Genomic DNA, 16,087 nt, shown 5'->3' with positions numbered 1-16,087 from the left:
TCGATGCACGGCTTAGTCAACTTCTCCTAAGCCAATATGAATGACGACGCCGCGGCGTACGAGGTCTACAGCCCTGCGGCAGTTCTTGGCGAACTTGGGCGAAATTCCCTGTACCTTCGCAAGCTGATCAAGCGAATCGATGACCTGCTTTGCCCAGCGCACAAAGTCGCCCGCAGCCAAGTCCGTTCCCTTGATGGCGTCACCGAGGTCTTTGCCGCGTGCCCAATGGAACATCGGCCAGACCAGACCAAGTTCGGGTGCCGCGGTCTGCGGCAGGTGGTGTTCTTCCTCCAGGTCCGTGAGCTCGGACCATTCGCGCACCGCAACATCCCACGCGTCATGGATGCCAGGGCTCGGGAGCTTGACGTCCAACATGCGCTCTTCGCGTTTCGCTTGGAACACCAGCGTGGTGATGAAGGCCGCGAGCTCTTCCGGATCCAGGTTTTCCATGACACCGGATTCCAGCACCAGCGAGGTCAGCATGTCCCGTTCGCCGTAGATCCTGCGGAGGCGCTGACCGGCCTGTGAAATGAGGGCCGATCCGTCGATGCCTGCGGCGTCAAGTGCCGGATCCGCAAGGTCTGTGCCTGATTCGGGTACTTGTCCGGCGCTCGAATAGCGTGCGTGCGAACCATCGGCGATCGAAGCCATTTCCTCGTCCAGCTTGAGGTAGCCGTAGTGATTGAGCACGGCGCACACACGGTCATAGATCTTGGCGATGGTGTTCGTGCGGCCGCCAATCTGCGCCTTGAGCTGGTCCGTCTCCTTCCGAAGTGACCACCAGCGGTCGGCCCAGCGCGCGTGTTCTTCGCGATCCGAGCAACCGTGGCACGGGTGATGACGAAGCTCCTTGCGCAAGCGGGTAATCTCGGCCTCAATGCGATCCGAGCCCTCATAGGAGAATGCTCGCGAGAAGTGCTTGGGCGGACGTTTGTCCTGAAGCAGGTTACGCAGGCTCGATGCCAAGTCGCGTCGTTCGCGAGGTGTACGGCCTGTGAAATGGTTCGGGATGCGGAGACGCTCGTGAACCACCACGGGGCTGTCTAGCTCCAGCGGGTTCAAGCGTTTGATCTTGCCGTCCTCGGTGAGGATGGTGGGCGAAGGATCGCGGAGGGAGCGAGAGGTTTCCAAAACAACACACCGAGTGACCCCGCGGGGACCCTTAGCTAGGAGCACGTCCCCACGCGAGATACCTTCGAGGCTCGCTGCGGCAGCGCCGCGACGCATGCGCCGCTCGGAAGAGCTCGCATCCTTTTCCGCTTGGCTCAACTCTCGGCGGAGCTTCGCGTACTCAGAGAAGTCCCCCAAGTGGCACTTCATGGATTCCGCGTACCCAGCGAGGGACTCTTCGCGACCACGAACTTTTCGGGCCAGTCCCACGACGGAGCGGTCCGCTTGGAACTGGGCGAAAGAGGATTCCAGAATGCCGCGGCCACGTTCTCGACCAAACTGGGCCGTCAAGTTCAGGCTCATGTTGTAGGTGGGGCGGAAGCTGGAGTTCAGAGGGTAGGTGCGCTTGGACGCCAGACCGGCTACGGCCGCTGGATCCGTTCCGGGTTGCCACAGCACCACGCCGTGACCTTCCACATCGATGCCTCGGCGACCCGCGCGTCCGGTCAGCTGCGTGTACTCACCCGGGGAGATCTGCACATGCTCTTCACCGTTGAACTTCACGAGCTTTTCAAGCACCACAGAGCGAGCAGGCATGTTGACGCCCAACGCGAGCGTCTCGGTAGCGAAGACCGCGCGGACATAGCCTTCAGCGAAGAGTTTTTCTACGACCTCTTTGAAGACCGGAAGCATTCCCGCGTGGTGGGCTGCGAAGCCATTGATCAAGCCGTCGCGCCAGGACCAAAAGCCCAGCACGTCAAGATCGCTGGGGTTCAGGTCCTTCGCGGCATCATCCACAATCGCGGCGATTTCGCGGGATTCAGCATCATTGGTGAGCTTCAGTCCCGAGCGCACGCATTGGCTGACGGCCGCATCGCAGCCTTTTCGCGAAAAGATGAAGACGATGGCGGGCAAGAGTCCGGCGGCTTCTAGGGCGCGAATCATGTGGGGACGTGACACGTTGAAGCGCGGAGCTTCCTCGGTGGTTTCCCACTTGCTCGAGCTATCTCGTTTGCCCGCACCGTCACGACTCTTGGAGCCATCCCACGTGCCAGATCCATCGCGGTTATTGAAGCGCCGATCGCCCTTCCCACGCCCGGCTCCGCCGTGGGCTTTTCCACCGCGGGAGGCGCGGAACTCTTCGCGGTCCCGCCGTGAAGAACCGCCGCGACCGCTACGCGTCAAGGTAGTGGCGCGATCGTGACGAGCAATCCGCAGCAACTCCGGGTTCACGGTCAACGCCTCACGACGCTGTTCCGTGCCGGCTTCGTCGAAGGACACTTCCTCAGCGAACAAGTCCACAATTCGTCCGCCCACCATGACGTGCTGAAAGAGCGGGATGGGGCGGTGCTCGGACACGATGATGGCGGTGTCACCGCGGACAGCATCAAGCCAGCCACCGAACTCTTCGGCGTTGGACACAGTTGCCGAGAGGGAGACCACCTGCACGGAATCGGGCAAGTGAATGATGACTTCTTCCCACACGGCTCCACGGAACTTATCCGCCAAGTAGTGGACCTCGTCCATCACTACGAAAGACAGCCCACGCAAGGTGTCCGAGTCGGCGTAGAGCATGTTCCGAAGCACCTCGGTGGTCATGACGACGATCTCTGCTTCGGGATTGATGGAGGTATCGCCGGTAAGAAGACCTACCCGTTCGGGGCCGTATTTCTCAGAGAACTCTTGAAACTTCTGGTTGGAGAGCGCCTTGATGGGCGTGGTGTAGAAACATTTACCGTCACGTTGCAACGCGAGATAGACGGCAAACTCGCCCACTACGGTCTTACCAGCGCCAGTGGGGGCTGCGACGAGGACTCCTCGGCCTGATTCGAGCTCTCTGCAGGCTTCGATTTGGAAGCCGTCGAGCTCGAAGGAGATTTCCTGTCGGAAAGAATAAAGTAGGGTTTTCGCCTCCGCCGCTCTAATTTTGGCGGCTGCGTACCTTTCGGCCGGAGAGGTCATAACGTTCCCTTTCCGGTCCGGTCGCGGACCTGTAGATGTGACGCTTTGGGGGATGTCAGCGCCATAGTGTGACTTTAACCCGGAAGCCACGCGAACGCGCAGTAGGCGCTCGCGTGGCTGCGTGGGCTAGTCGATGGTTTCTGGCTTTGGAAGAGAAGATCCCTCTCCCCGAGCCATACGTTCGTTCTCAGCTTCTTGTTCTGCACGCTTCTTAGCTACTCGCTTGTCACGAACCAAGCAGAAGATCGTGGCTACTGCGAAGAGGATCAAGAGCGGTCCAGCGAGGACGAGCATGGTGAGCGCGTCACCGCCAGGAGCGGCCATGGCGGCCACCAAACAAATGAGGAATACCGTGATGCGCCAGTGCTTGACGATCAGCTTTCCAGGCAGGATGCCCATGAAATTCAGGCCCACCATCAGGACCGGCACAATCATTGCTATGCCGAAGGCCAGCAAGAGCCGGAGCACGAACGGCAAGTACACGTCGATACCAATGATGTTGGTGGCGGTACCTGGGGTCAGCCCCATGAAGAACTGGAGAGCGTGCGGGAGTACCCAGAAGCCCAAGTACAGGCCCAACAAGAACAATGGAAGAGCTGCACCAATGAAACCCAGTGCGTACTTCTTCTCATTCTTGTGCAGGCCCGGGACGATGAACGCCCAGATCTGATAGAGCCAGATGGGAGCTGAGAGCACGACACCGAGGAACACCGAGACCTGAATCATGGTGTCGAAGGGTGACACTGCGGTGGTGAAGTTAACTTCTCCGCCGAGGCTCTTGACCGGTTGGATCAAAATGTCGAGCACCGGGTAATACAGGAAGAACCCGGCAATAGTGGTTACGAGAAGCGCACCCAGAGCAATGAACAGCCTATTCCGGAGCTCAATCAAGTGCTCCTTGAGGGCCATTCGCCCCTCGGGGTTAGCTACGCGCTCTTTCCGCGAGGCCACCGAGACTTAGAGGTTAGGCGTGTCGCGCTTGCGCTCAGGGTCAATGATGTCGCCCTCAACGGTTTCACGCTTCTTTGCCTGAGTCTCGTCGACGCCGTCAGCGTCCTTTTGGTCCTCGTCCTTCATTTGACGCACTTCAGACTTGAAGATGCGAAGAGACTGGCCCATCGAGCGCGCTAGTCCTGGAAGCTTTGGTGCTCCGAAAAGCAAGAGAGCCAAAACAATAATGATGACCAAATGCCATCCCTGAAGTCCACCCATTGCACGGTCCTTTCGTCGATTTAAGTTTACGCTACAAAGCTCTGCCCAAATGCCCGGCGTGAGCCCTTATGAAGTCAAGATGGCTGGTTTCCGCTCTCAGCGTGCATCTTTGACGCATCTTCGAGCCATTCTTTGATTTCTCGACGCTTCTCCGGGGGTGCCACCACTTCAAAGTGCCCGGCGTGCGAGGTCACGAGGTCTCGCAGAGCCTGGTCTCCGGCGCTGGAAATTTCGGCAATTACCGATCCGTCAGACTGTTTCGTCGAAACCTTTGTTGGCGTGAATTCTGGGAGCAACGGCCGCAAGCGAGCACCAAACTTCACCACAACATCGTCCGCATTCGCCAGCGGTGAATACAGATCGGTGGGCACCTTCGCAAGCTCTGCGGCGTCGTCCGCAAAATGCTCATCCAGCACCGTGAGCGAGCGAACGCGATCCATCCGGAACACCCGAGGCGCGTTGGCAGACGTGCACCACGCTTGCAGGTAAATGCGACCAGTCTGCTCCTTCAGCCGGACCGGCCAAATCACGCGCTCCGTCAGCGCGTCGCGTCCTCCCGAAATGTATTTGAGCCGAGTGACGCGGTGATTCTCGATAGCGTCATAAAGCTGGGACCATCGTTCGGGGTCTTCGCTTGCCACAAAACGTGCCGTGATGGCGTTGGACAGATTGCTGAAGTGGCCAGTTGCCGCCTCAATCTTGGAACGAGCGCTCTCCACTACCGAGTCGTCGCCCACTCCCGGAACAGCGCTCATCAGCTCAAGCGCCACCATGAGGGAGAAGGCCTCGGCAAGATTCAACCGCACCTTGTGGTTGAGGTGCTCGGCGTTCAAAATATTGACGTCATCGCCGACGATGATGACATCGAGGAGTTCGTCGTGCAGCCCGCCGGGCAGTCCGCACAACGAGAGCCGTTCGAGTTCGCTTTGAAGCGTGCGGCGGTCAAGATCAAAGTGCTCGCTCAGTTCCGCGAAGGTTGCTCCCCCGTGGTCATGAATGTAGGACACCATATCCAGCGCGCGGGCTACCTTGACGGTCTCCGGAATTCTTCCGGCGGATTTCTTTGGCTTGCGGAGCTCATAGGTTGGGACTGCGGTCCGGTGCGCTTCGAGGGCGCGTTCCACTAACGACGACGCAGCTCGCTTGAGGGAGGCCGGCTCCAGGACTCTCGCGGCATTTCCCAAGGCTGCGACGTCTTTCGCCATATCTTCAACGTTGTCGAAGCGGACGGTGAGTCGGTCCCAGCCCTCTTCACTTTCGACGATCTCCTCGGCCCGCGTGCGCAACGAGATGCCGCGTCCTTCACGGAGTTCTATTGAGGCGGAGCTGGTGCCCGTATCAAGTTTCATGCGATTGAGGGCTTCGCGCATTGAGAAGTCGGACGGCCGCTCATGCGTGAACTCATTTGCCGCGCGTTTGACCTCATTGAGGATTCGCGAGAGTCGGAAGATGCGCTGAGCTTGACGGTCCAGATCCCAACCCGTGACGTACCAGTGGCCGAAGCGCTGCCCCAGCCCCCATGGTTCGAGGACTCGGACGGACTGCTCCCCCACCGGGTTGGCGTAGGTGAAGGTCACCGCGAAATGTTCAGTGATGGCTTCGAGGAGCTGACCAAAAGCGGGTTCAGAGCTCGAGACGCGCGGTTCAAAGACGGAATGCTCTAGCTCAGTGGACTCTACGCCAAGCCGAGCGAGCGCCCGTTGAGCGGCGTTGCCCAGGGCGTCTTCGCCCCAATAGCTCGCCGCCATGGCAATGGCTGCTGCTTCAGGAGCGGAAAATTCGATCTCATCCAACCGGTACTTTTCCGGAAGGATGCGGTAGAACGTGGTGTTTCGGCCGTTGGTATCTTCGCGCTGAATCGTCTCAATCGGGATTCCTAGCCGTTCAAGTTCACCTTTATCGCGCGCAAAATACCTTTGGAACGTCTCCGTATCGATGTTCTGATAACGGTCTACGCGAGAGCGTAAGAATTCGGCGGAAATGCCGTTCTTCTTGCTCAGAAGTGTGTAAACGAGGCTCACCAGAACCTCTGTTAAATCAGCAGGCACGAACCACAGCTTACTGGGATTCGTGCCTGCTGGGACGTATTTACGACGTATGGACTACTTACTTCACGTCCACGAGGTCAACTACGAAGATCAGCGCTTCATTTGGACCGATTGCAGAGCCAGCTCCGCGGGCTCCGTAAGCCAGCTCGGAAGGAATTTCCAGACGGCGACGACCGCCGACCTTCATACCGAGAAGACCCTGGTCCCAGCCACGGATAACCTGACCGATGCCCACGGTGAAATCGAGTGGCTCGCCGCGGTTCCAGGAAGCGTCGAACTCTTCGCCTGTGGACCAGGCTACGCCCACGTAATGGGTGGAAACGGTCTTGCCGGGTACTGCTTCGGCGCCGTCACCGACGATGATGTCTTCGATGACAAGCTCAACTGGTGGGTTTTCGCCAGGGAACTCAATCTCTGGCTTCTGGCGGTCGTATTCGCGCTGTCCGAAGGACATATGCACTCCTCAATGATGCTTATTCTTGCGGTGGTCTTACTGCAATGTACGCAAGAAAGATTACTTGACGTCCGTGATCTCAACGTAGAACACCAGCGGGCCGGTTGGTCGTCCGCTAGTTCCGGACTCGCCGTAGGCCATCGACGAAGGAATCGTCAACAGGACCTTGGAGCCCTTCGTCAGGCCGGTCAGGCCCTGAGTCCATCCTGGGATGACCTGATCAAGGCCGAAGGACGTTGCTTCGCCGCGGTCGTAGCTCGAGTCGAAGATTTCGCCGTTGGACCACTGAACGCCCACGTAGTTGGCGGTAACCGTAGAGGTTTCCGTTGCAACGACATCGCCAGTTCCTTCTTCAAGGACCTCCACGGCTAGATCCGCGGGGGCATCCTTGCCTTCTGGGATGGTGATGGTTGGGGTGCCCTTAGAGTCTTCATTCACGGTAGGAAGTGCGCCTTCCTCCGACAACTTTTTCACTTCGTCCTCAGAGAGCTTCTTCGGCGCGTCTTGAACAGCGGTTACTTCCATGATGAGCACCTGGGTAGCTTGCGCTGGGGCGCTGGAGGAAGCTGCGGCTCCGTCAGAGGCTGAGGCCGAGGCTGAAGCACTGCCTGAGCCCGAAGCTTCGGCAGAACCCGAGGCGCTCTCGGATGCAGAGGCGCTGGCTTCGGCAGATTCCGTGGACTCGGTGGTGGTGGACTCGACGGGGCGCGTGTACGCGATCCACGAGCCGACCTTCGCTCCCACCAGCACTTCGTAAATCTCTGGGTCAGCGGTCTTAAGCATTTCGCTGAGCTCAATCTGCTGAGCAGACTGGTCAAAGGTGTTACCGATTTCGCTGCCGTCTTCGGTGCTGTAGCCGGCGAGCTTATAGGAGACTAGCTGGCCTTCTTTGATCTCGGCGCCGTCACCATTCCTGACGACCTTCGCACCAGCTTCAGTGGCTACCAGTGGGGTATCAAAAGTGACCTTAGGAGCCGTAGTTGCGTTGGCTTCGGCTGAGATCTCAATGGAGTTCAACGGCGTCGGGTTACCGGAGGACTGCATCTCTTGAGATCCGCAGGCGGTAAGGGACAACATTCCGATCAGGACGGCGGACGCAAGAACTTTTCGCACAGAAACAACTTTCAACGGGGTCTGGACAGGCCAAAGGCCTCGTTCAGCGTACCCATGGAATCTGTGTGGGCGCTGAGCATAGGGCTAGTTTCGGGGCGCGTGTTGAAAGAAAGGTGCTAACGCTCTAGGCGCCACGAATGGCGTTGATGAGCTCTGTTGCCGCAGCATCCTCAGTCACAAACGGGTCCTTCAACAGCACCGTGGCACCTTGAGCGTCGTTGACTTTCAGGTGCAACCAGTCCGCGGTGACGTCACGTCCGTGCTCTCGCGCCGCCTTGATGAACTCGCCGCGGATCTTTGCGCGCGTGGTTTGAGGGGCCACGGTGACTGCTTCTTCCACGGATTCTGGAGTGACCACGGTCGAGGCAGCGCCTCGGCGTTCCAGCACGTGGAAGAGCCCGCGTTCTAGGGAGATGTCATGGTAGGTCAGGTCAATTTGAGCCACGCGTGGCGAGGAAAGCTCAAGTGAATTCTTGGCCATGTAGGCATCGATGAGCCGCTTCTTGATGGCCCAGTCAATGTCCTTGTCAATCAAGCCCAGGTTCTGAGTTTCAATGGCGTCCAAGGCGCGTTCCCACAGCTCCAACACGCGGGACACGTGCGCGTGATGCGCGCCGTTCTTCTCGACAAAGGCAGTGACGTGTTGCAAGAAGAATCGCTGGATTTCCAAGGCGGACATTGAACGGCCAGAGGCAAGTCGAACCTCTTGTCGCCCCGTGAGATCGCGTGAGATCTCACGAATCGAACGAATGGGATTCTCCAGCTTGAGATCTCCCAGAATGGCACCGGATTCGATGAGGCGCAGGACCAGGTCCGTGGCTCCCACTTTCAGCAGCTGCGTGGTTTGGGACATGTTCGAATCGCCCACGATCACGTGCATGCGGCGGAATCGCTCGGCGTCGGCGTGGGGCTCGTCGCGGGTGTTGATGATGGGGCGGGAGCGCGTGGTGGCGCTCGAAACGCCTTCCCAGACGTGGTCTGCGCGTTGCGAGAAGTGGAATCCGCAGTTATCCCCCGCGAGGTTCACCTTGCCGGCTCCACAAATGAGCTGACGGGTCACCAAGAACGGGATCATCAGCTCGGAGAGGCGCGAGAATTCAAGCTTTCGCGGAATCATGTAGTTCTCGTGGCAACCGAAGGAGTTACCCGCGGAATCCGAGTTGTTCTTGAACAAATAGATGGAACCTTGAATGCCGTCTTCATGCATCAAGGCCTCACCGCGTTCGATGAGCGAGCGCATGACGGATTCACCCGCGAGGTCTTGAGAAATCAAGCCCAGCAGGTCATCGCATTCAGAGGTTGCATACTCGGGGTGTGACCCCACATCGAGGTAGAGTCGCGCACCGTTGGTAAGAAAAACGTTGGAGCTGCGTCCCCACTCCACCACGGGTTTAAACAAATATCGCGCCACTTCTTCAGGGGTGATGGAGCGTGACCCCGGATGCGAGTGAGCGATCCCGTATTCGGTCTCAATACCAATAATGCGCCGGTCCACGAGGCTACTGACCGCCCTTTTGCACGAATCCGCGCACGAATTCTTCAGCGTTGGTTTCTAGTACACCATCGATCTCGGCGAGGAGGTCATCCACTTCTTGCACTTGAGCTTGAGCCGAGGCAGACGCTGGTGCTGGCGTGGGAACGCCGGGAACGGCTTCCTCATCCTGCTTTTGAGGCTGCGGCTTAATCTGTTCTTGTGACATGGTCTAGTCCTTCCTTTGGATATCCATCATGCCCCGCGTTAGGTGCGCGGCAAAGCGTCCACGAACGCGGCGATATCTTCCTGCAATTCGAAAAGGGATTCCACGGTAGCTCTAGATCCCCAGAACGGGTCGATCAAGGAGCGACGTTGGATTCGTGCTCGTCCGGGAACGCTGAAACTTAGTGCGTCCCAGCTGGCGCCCACCACATGATCGGGGAATGCCGTGACCGCTTTGCCGCGCAAATACGCGCGTGTATCCTCCGGCGGGTTCACTGCAGCACTCTCGATCGCGGCGTCATCAAAGAGCCGTTCCATGCGGCCCCGCTCCGCGAGTTTGAAGTACAGACCCTTGTCCTTGCGCAGGTCCGACCACTGCAAATCCATCATGGCCAACCGCGGGTCATCCCACTGCAAACCGTTTCGATCGCGGTAGGCGGACAGCAATTGATACTTCGCAACCCAATCCACCGTCGAGGCAACCTCAAAGGGGTCGCGCGCCAATGCATCGAGAGTGCTCCCCCACCGACTCAGCACGTCCGCCGTCTGTGGCTCCGTGTCCGCACCGGTATCCGCGCAGAGCGAGGCTGCGGCGTCGTAATAAATTCGTTGGATATCGATGGCGGAAAGCTTGCGGCCATCCTTAAGGCGTACGACGGCGCGTGCTTGCGGATCGTGGCTTACCTGCTGGAGCGCCTCAACTGGGTCCATGAGCGCGATTTCTGGGGCGCGCCCGGATTCGATGAGCGAAAGGACCAAGCTGGTGGTGCCGATTCGAAGGTAGGTGGACACCTGACCCATGTTGGCGTCGCCGATGATGACGTGCAGGCGACGGAACTTTTCCCAGTTTGAATGTGGTTCATCGCGGGTGTTCACGATGGGTCGACGCACGGTGGTTTCCAGGCCAATTTCGGCTTCGAAGAAGTCTGCGCGTTGGCTGATCTGAAAACCCGGAGTACCGCTTCGGGTGCCCAGTCCCACGCGACCGGAGCCGCAAAATACCTGACGAGTGGCGAAGAACGAAATGAGCGCGGCTGCCGCCTTCTCAAAATCCACTTCCCGGGGCATCAAGTAATTCTCGTGCGCCCCGTAGGACTGTCCTTTCCCGTCGGTGTTGTTCTTGTACAGCAAGAGCTCGCCCAACCCCCACGCGTCACGCACATGATCGGCGGCTCGACGAGCAATGACATCGCCCGCCTGATCCCACAGCACGGCATCGGCCGGCCAGAGGGTCTCGGGTGACGAGTACTCCGGGTGAGCGTGGTCCACATAGAAACGCGCACCGTTGCCGAGCACCATGTTCATGCGCACGTGACCCACGTCGTTGGCATCTTCGCGGTACATCGCCGCCAGCATGGAGGCTTCCTCGGCAAAGATCTTGCCAGGCTGAGCGTCCGTGGTGAGCGCTATTTCCTCCGCGGTGAGCTCTCGAGGGGTATCCGTCAGCTGGCTTGGATCGGCCGCGTCGCGGTCCATCTCGAAGCCACGGGCATCGTGAAGGGGACGCTCATCCGTGTAGTCCCAACTAGTGGCCGCAACGTGGTGGCGTTCGCGGGCCACCAGATCAGCGTGGGCGTTGATCAACCGCGCAGACAACACCGTGGCATTGGCGTTCAGATCCTGAGGGGCCAGAATCCCGAACTCCGTTTCTAGGCCCGCGAAGCGTTTGACCGTCACGCTTGCTCCGTGATGCTCTGCGCGGCGCTAGAAGCCGAGGCGCGGCTGGCTTGCTTGGCTGCGTTTGCCTGTACATCGCGTTGCTCTTCGTGATCGATGGTGCGCAAATGCGCAATACGCTCGCCCTTGCGTCCCGAGATTCGCGCCCACTCATCCGGGTTGGTGGTGTTCGGCAAATCCTCATGCTCGCGGAACTCATCCACCACAGCAGTCAGCAGGTGTTCGCGAGTGATGCCGTGCTCGCCCGTGGACAGCAAGCTCTTGATGGCGGACTTCTTGGCGCGGTCTACCACGTTGCGAATAACAGCGCCGGAGGTGAAATCGCCGAAGTAGAGCATCTCGGAGCTGCCATCGACATAGGTGATTTCGATGAACTGATTCTCGGGAGTGTGCGCGTACATCGTGTCAACTGTTTCTTCGATGAGAGCGTCGATGGCGGCCTGTTTGTTGCCGCCGTTGCGCTCAATCTCATCGCGATGAACCGGAACCGCTGACGTGAAGTGCTTGGAGAAGATCTCGGCCGCACCGTCCCGGTTGGGGCGGCGAATCTTGATCTTCACGTCCAGGCGACCAGGGCGCAGGATTGCGGGGTCGATCATGTCTTCACGGTTGGAAGCACCAATCACAATGACGTTATCCAGCTTTTCGACGCCATCGATCTCGCTGAGCAGCTGCGGGACGATAGTGGTTTCCACGTCGGAAGACACACCCGTTCCACGCGTGCGGAACAGCGAATCCATCTCGTCAAAGAACACCACTACGGGATTGCCGCCGCTCGCCTTCTCGCGAGCACGGCTGAAGATCAACCGAATATGACGTTCGGTCTCACCCACGTACTTGTTCAGCAGCTCAGGACCCTTGATGTTCAAGAAGTAGGACTTCGCTTCTCCGGTGCCCTTGATCTTTGCGACGTTTTCGGCCAGCGAGCTAGCGACGGCCTTGGCGATGAGCGTCTTACCGCAACCGGGAGGGCCGTAGAGCAAAATGCCCTTGGGGGCTTTCAATCCGTGATCGCGGTACACATCCGCGTGCAAGAACGGCAGTTCAACGGCGTCGCGAATCTGGGTGATCTGCGGGCCAAGGCCACCGATGTTCTCGTAGGAAATATCCGGAACCTCTTCAAGAATGAGGCTTTGGACTTCGCTCAGGTGAAGTCGCTCGATGGCGTAGCCGGATTTCGGCTCGATCACCAGGGAGTCTCCGACGCGGATCTTCTCCCCCTTGAGGGCGCCGCCGATCTTCACCACTTTCTGATCATCCGAACGGCCCACGGTCAAGACACGTTCCTCGTCAAGAACTTCCTTGACGGTGGTCACTTCACCCAACTTTTCGGTGTCAGAGATCGCCACGATCACGAGGGCCTCGTTCAGTAGAACCTCGACACCAGGCCGGATGGCGTCCCAAGCGATCAAGGGGCTCACACCTACGCGAAGCTTTCGCCCCGCCTGAAGGATGTCCACGCTCTTCACGTTTGCGGCGTCGATCGAGTGGGTGCTCTTGGCGTGCCCGCGTTCGTTCTTGGAGATGACGGTGCCGTAGCCGAAGGGGAAATCACCGTCGCGCTGAAGCGCCTGCTTGAGCTCGATGATTTCTTCACGAGTGCGCTCGAGAAGATCCACCATGCGCTTGTTATTCACTCCAGCGGCACGAAGCTGGGCGTCAACTTCGCGCGTCTTATCGCGCTGCTGCGCGAGCTGACGCTCAGCAACAATAACTTGATTCTCAAGCCGCACCAGCTGATCCACGGTGGGGGCTGCCTTGCCGGTGTTCACTCCACCAGTTGGGTTCTCTGCCATCACTTTAACCCCTTCGTCAGGCGTCCATCTGGACTAATTCATCCTAGTCATTCGCGCTCTCATCGAGGTGGTTCAAGGCACCTCGTTGCGTGGTCGAGGCCGCGTCACGCGCTGCTCGGCGCAGTTTGCGATCGGACACATTACGTTCTCCCAGACCATCCGCGTTCCACGCTTCTGGATCATGGCCGGCAGTCCATGCGGCCAGATCTTCCGGAGCGAACTCCGTATTCTTGATGCGCTTTTGTCCCGGAATTCCGGACATGCCGTCAGCTAGGCGACGCGTGGTCATCAGGAAGCCGGTGTGTGCCACCATGCGGTGGTCCGGACGGACAGCGAGACCTTCCACGTGCCAGCCGCGCACCATGGACTCCCATGATTCAGGCTGAGTGAAGCGGCCGTCTCGGCGGATCGCTTCAACAGTGCGGGACAACTGCGTCACGGTAGCAACGTAGTTCACCCAGACGCCGCCCGGAGCCAACACGGTAGCAACCGCGTCCACGCACTCCCACGGTGCCAACATATCGAGGACCACGCGATCCACGCTGCCCGGCTCTTCGAGCTCTACAACGCGATCTTGGAAGTCACCAATCGAGATCTGCCATGCTGGGTGCGGGCCACCGAAGATGGTTTCCACGTTTCCTCGAGCAATATCAGCGAATTCTTCGCGTCGCTCGTAGCTGTGTAGGTAGCCCTGATCGCCCACTGCACGAAGCAAAGAGATCGAGAGCGCGCCTGAGCCCACTCCGGCTTCTACAACGCGGGCGCCTGGGTAGATGTCACCCATGGTGACGATCTGTCCGGCGTCCTTGGGGTACACCACGGTGGCGCCACGCGGCATGGACAGGACGAAGTCCTTCGCGAGCGGCCGGAGCGCTTGATAGCGCACGCCGAGGGAGTTCTCAACAATGCTGCCTTCGGGCGCACCAATGAGGAGGTCGTGTTTGAGCACGCCCTTGTGTGATTCGAACTGTCCGTTCTCTGTCAACGTGACGGTGTTGATTCGACGCTTTTCATCCGTCAACTGCACACGGTCACCCGCGCGGAACGGTCCGCGGCGGTGCGCTGCACCCACTGGCTCGCTAATGAGAGTCTCCTTTTATTTCTTTCCAAGAACGGCATCAACAATACGGTCTTGTCGCATGAGGCCGCATATTGAACCGGCCGAATCCACTACTGCCACAACATCGGCATCAAAAGTGGCAAGGTAATCCACCATCGTACGTCCCTCAGCGGAGACCGGCACCGCCGGTATCCGCACCGGAAAGCGTGCGACGGACGCAAGCGGCGTCGTCGTCCTTAAAGCGGTGGGGACGGCACCAGCCGCAGCCGGATCCACAAGGGCAACCGGCTGGTTGCTGTCACTCATGAGAATCACGGCGCCTGGGTAGTTTCCCAACTGCTCATCGAGCTGACCTAGCGAGGCATTCTGGGGGAAGCCCGTGGCAGGTTCCATCAATCGTGCAGCGCTGATGCCGTCAACTCTCGAACTAATGCCGGCGAACTTGATGGCTTGACCCGCGCCCATCCACAAGAAGCCGCAGACCATGACCACCACAATGACGATCTGCAATTGCAGCTGCTGCCCGGTCATGAGCGGCCAGATCAGGAAGTATCCAATCAGCGCCACCACAATGAGGCGGCCCGCCCAGCCTGCGGCAATGGTTCCCTTGGCTTGGTTTCCGGTGGCGCTCCAGACAATGGTTTCCACGAGGCGTCCGCCATCAAGTGGCAGGCCCGGTAGCAAGTTGAAGACGGCGACCAGGAAGTTTGCCCAGATGAGTACATTGAGCAGCAATCCCCCGGGCCCTTCAGGCTGCAGGGAAGATTCCACGAGCCAGCCCAGTCCCGCCAGCACCAAGTTGGCAGCGGGACCAGCCAGCGCCACCGCAAGGGACTTCCACGGAGTGGCGCGCGCCGCGTTGAACTGCGTGTGCCCGCCCCAGAGCGTCAAAACAATTTCAGAAGCATTCCATCCGAAGGACTTTGCCGTGAGCGCGTGAGCGAGCTCGTGAACTAACACGGAGACCGCCAAGAACACCGCGTAAAGGAACGCAAGAGCGTAAGCACCAACACCCAGATACGGGAAGATTCGCGCAATATCCGGGCCGAACATGAACACGATCAACGCCGCGATAATGAACCACGACGGAGCCAAATACAGTGGGACGGAACCTACCCGTCCCAACGGAATGTTTCGGGAGGCAACAGGGGTTTCGCTACTCACTGGCAACCATGCCGGCTCTCGCGGCCACGAGTTCTTCCAAGTCCGCTAGGGTCTTTCCATCTAGGGAGTCCCACGTGGTCCACGCTTCGTTCGGAGGAACGGGCACGTGGTGCGGAACGCTGACAGCCACCACGCCGCTGGCTACGGCAGATGCCACACCAGGAACAGAATCTTCAATGGCCACCACGGCGCCCTTCGTGAGCCCGTCATACATTTCCGCGAGCATGTCAAAGGCCAAATTGTAGGGCTCCGGATCTGGCTTACCCTTGGTGACAAGGTCGCCGGTCACCAAGAAATCAAAAGTCCCGTTGGGAAGCGCTGCAGCAATGAGCCGGGCCAGCGGACCCTCGGACATCGTGACCATGGCGCACGGAACACCAGCAGCATTGAGCTCCTCGAGCAGTTCACGAGCGCCGGGACGCCACGGAACTTCCACAGCTACATGTGAGCTCACGCGGTTGGTCAGCCAGTCGATGATTTCGCGGACTTCCATCTTGACCCCGTGAGACTGCAGATACTCTGCGCTCTTGGGCAAGGCGTTTCCCACGAGCTTGAGACCGTCTTCGGAGGTCCATGTCCCGCCGAAACGCTCTACGAGTTGGCGCTCGGCCTCAATCCAGTAGGGCTCGGTATCGACAATGGTTCCATCCATGTCCCACAACACGGCGCGAACTTCACTCATGGCGGCGTCCTCTCAGTGAGGGTCTTTGATAACTGTGATTCAGCCATCTGCTACTGAAAGTCTACGGGGAGGCGCCTTGGCGTCACCTGTGCTTCGGCTTTTAGTGGACAGAA

The 16,087-nt window shown here is 59.1% G+C and carries 13 protein-coding genes; all 13 read right to left on the bottom strand.

The genetic code is table 11. From position 1 onward, the window contains the following. Window positions 1-12 precede the first annotated feature (12 nt). The 13 genes from HD598_RS02870 to HD598_RS02810 all read right to left on the bottom strand — a co-directional run bounded on the left by HD598_RS02870 (window position 13) and on the right by HD598_RS02810 (window position 15,974). Window positions 13-3,072 (bottom strand): DEAD/DEAH box helicase, encoded by a 3,060-nt coding sequence (locus HD598_RS02870; RefSeq protein WP_183663667.1) that lies wholly within the window; start codon window positions 3,070-3,072, stop codon window positions 13-15. Between the two features lie 126 nt (window positions 3,073-3,198). After that, window positions 3,199-4,023, bottom strand: coding sequence for a twin-arginine translocase subunit TatC (tatC, locus tag HD598_RS02865; RefSeq protein ID WP_311538928.1), 825 nt, complete (start codon window positions 4,021-4,023; stop codon window positions 3,199-3,201). Window positions 4,024-4,029: 6 nt separating this feature from the next. Further along, window positions 4,030-4,284: a Sec-independent protein translocase subunit TatA gene (gene tatA / locus HD598_RS02860; protein ID WP_071893610.1), complete on the bottom strand. Its 255-nt coding sequence runs from the start codon at window positions 4,282-4,284 to the stop codon at window positions 4,030-4,032. Between the two features lie 74 nt (window positions 4,285-4,358). Further along, window positions 4,359-6,332, bottom strand: a complete 1,974-nt coding sequence (locus HD598_RS02855; RefSeq protein ID WP_183663665.1) for a helix-turn-helix transcriptional regulator — start codon at window positions 6,330-6,332, stop codon at window positions 4,359-4,361. A 58-nt stretch (window positions 6,333-6,390) separates the two neighbouring features. After that, window positions 6,391-6,786, bottom strand: coding sequence for an FKBP-type peptidyl-prolyl cis-trans isomerase (locus tag HD598_RS02850; RefSeq protein ID WP_071893612.1), 396 nt, complete (start codon window positions 6,784-6,786; stop codon window positions 6,391-6,393). 60 nt (window positions 6,787-6,846) lie between these two features. Then, on the bottom strand, window positions 6,847-7,899 hold the full coding sequence (locus HD598_RS13690) for an FKBP-type peptidyl-prolyl cis-trans isomerase (protein ID WP_183663663.1): 1,053 nt from the start codon (window positions 7,897-7,899) through the stop codon (window positions 6,847-6,849). A gap of 124 nt (window positions 7,900-8,023) precedes the next feature. Beyond that, window positions 8,024-9,394: a Pup--protein ligase gene (gene pafA / locus HD598_RS02840; RefSeq protein WP_183663661.1), complete on the bottom strand. Its 1,371-nt coding sequence runs from the start codon at window positions 9,392-9,394 to the stop codon at window positions 8,024-8,026. A 4-nt stretch (window positions 9,395-9,398) separates the two neighbouring features. Then, the gene (locus HD598_RS02835; RefSeq protein ID WP_071893615.1) at window positions 9,399-9,599 is read right to left on the bottom strand and encodes a ubiquitin-like protein Pup; all 201 of its coding nucleotides are present in this window, start codon (window positions 9,597-9,599) and stop codon (window positions 9,399-9,401) included. 38 nt (window positions 9,600-9,637) lie between these two features. Next, the gene (gene dop, locus HD598_RS02830) at window positions 9,638-11,272 is read right to left on the bottom strand and encodes a depupylase/deamidase Dop (protein ID WP_183663659.1); all 1,635 of its coding nucleotides are present in this window, start codon (window positions 11,270-11,272) and stop codon (window positions 9,638-9,640) included. Continuing rightward, window positions 11,269-13,068, bottom strand: coding sequence for a proteasome ATPase (gene arc, locus HD598_RS02825; protein ID WP_183663657.1), 1,800 nt, complete (start codon window positions 13,066-13,068; stop codon window positions 11,269-11,271). The genes dop and arc overlap by 4 nt, the downstream gene beginning before the upstream one ends. A gap of 43 nt (window positions 13,069-13,111) precedes the next feature. Further along, window positions 13,112-14,152 carry a tRNA (adenine-N1)-methyltransferase gene (locus tag HD598_RS02820; protein WP_071893618.1) on the bottom strand — a complete coding sequence of 347 codons (1,041 nt, stop codon included), beginning with the start codon at window positions 14,150-14,152 and terminating at the stop codon, window positions 13,112-13,114. A 12-nt stretch (window positions 14,153-14,164) separates the two neighbouring features. Further along, a complete protein-coding gene (locus tag HD598_RS02815) occupies window positions 14,165-15,292 on the bottom strand; it encodes a site-2 protease family protein (RefSeq protein ID WP_232318057.1) in 1,128 nt (375 codons plus the stop codon). Further along, window positions 15,285-15,974, bottom strand: a complete 690-nt coding sequence (locus HD598_RS02810; protein ID WP_071893620.1) for an HAD family hydrolase — start codon at window positions 15,972-15,974, stop codon at window positions 15,285-15,287. The genes HD598_RS02815 and HD598_RS02810 overlap by 8 nt, the downstream gene beginning before the upstream one ends. Window positions 15,975-16,087 lie beyond the last annotated feature (113 nt).

This window comes from Neomicrococcus aestuarii, from assembly GCF_014201135.1.
GTDB classification, from domain to species: domain Bacteria; phylum Actinomycetota; class Actinomycetes; order Actinomycetales; family Micrococcaceae; genus Neomicrococcus; species Neomicrococcus aestuarii.
The sequence above is the reverse complement of the archived record's forward strand: the minus strand, read 5'-3'. Positions and strand labels throughout refer to the sequence as shown.

What these genes read in the sequence shown, in the direction of transcription:
- HD598_RS02870 (WP_183663667.1), bottom strand. Translation starts at nt 3,072, where the DNA reads ATGACCTCTCCGGCCGAAAGGTACGCAGCCGCCAAAATTAGAGCGGCG.
- HD598_RS02835 (WP_071893615.1), bottom strand. Translation starts at nt 9,599, where the DNA reads ATGTCACAAGAACAGATTAAGCCGCAGCCTCAAAAGCAGGATGAGGAA.
- tatA (WP_071893610.1), bottom strand. Translation starts at nt 4,284, where the DNA reads ATGGGTGGACTTCAGGGATGGCATTTGGTCATCATTATTGTTTTGGCT.
- arc (WP_183663657.1), bottom strand. Translation starts at nt 13,068, where the DNA reads ATGGCAGAGAACCCAACTGGTGGAGTGAACACCGGCAAGGCAGCCCCC.
- HD598_RS02810 (WP_071893620.1), bottom strand. Translation starts at nt 15,974, where the DNA reads ATGAGTGAAGTTCGCGCCGTGTTGTGGGACATGGATGGAACCATTGTC.
- HD598_RS02850 (WP_071893612.1), bottom strand. Translation starts at nt 6,786, where the DNA reads ATGTCCTTCGGACAGCGCGAATACGACCGCCAGAAGCCAGAGATTGAG.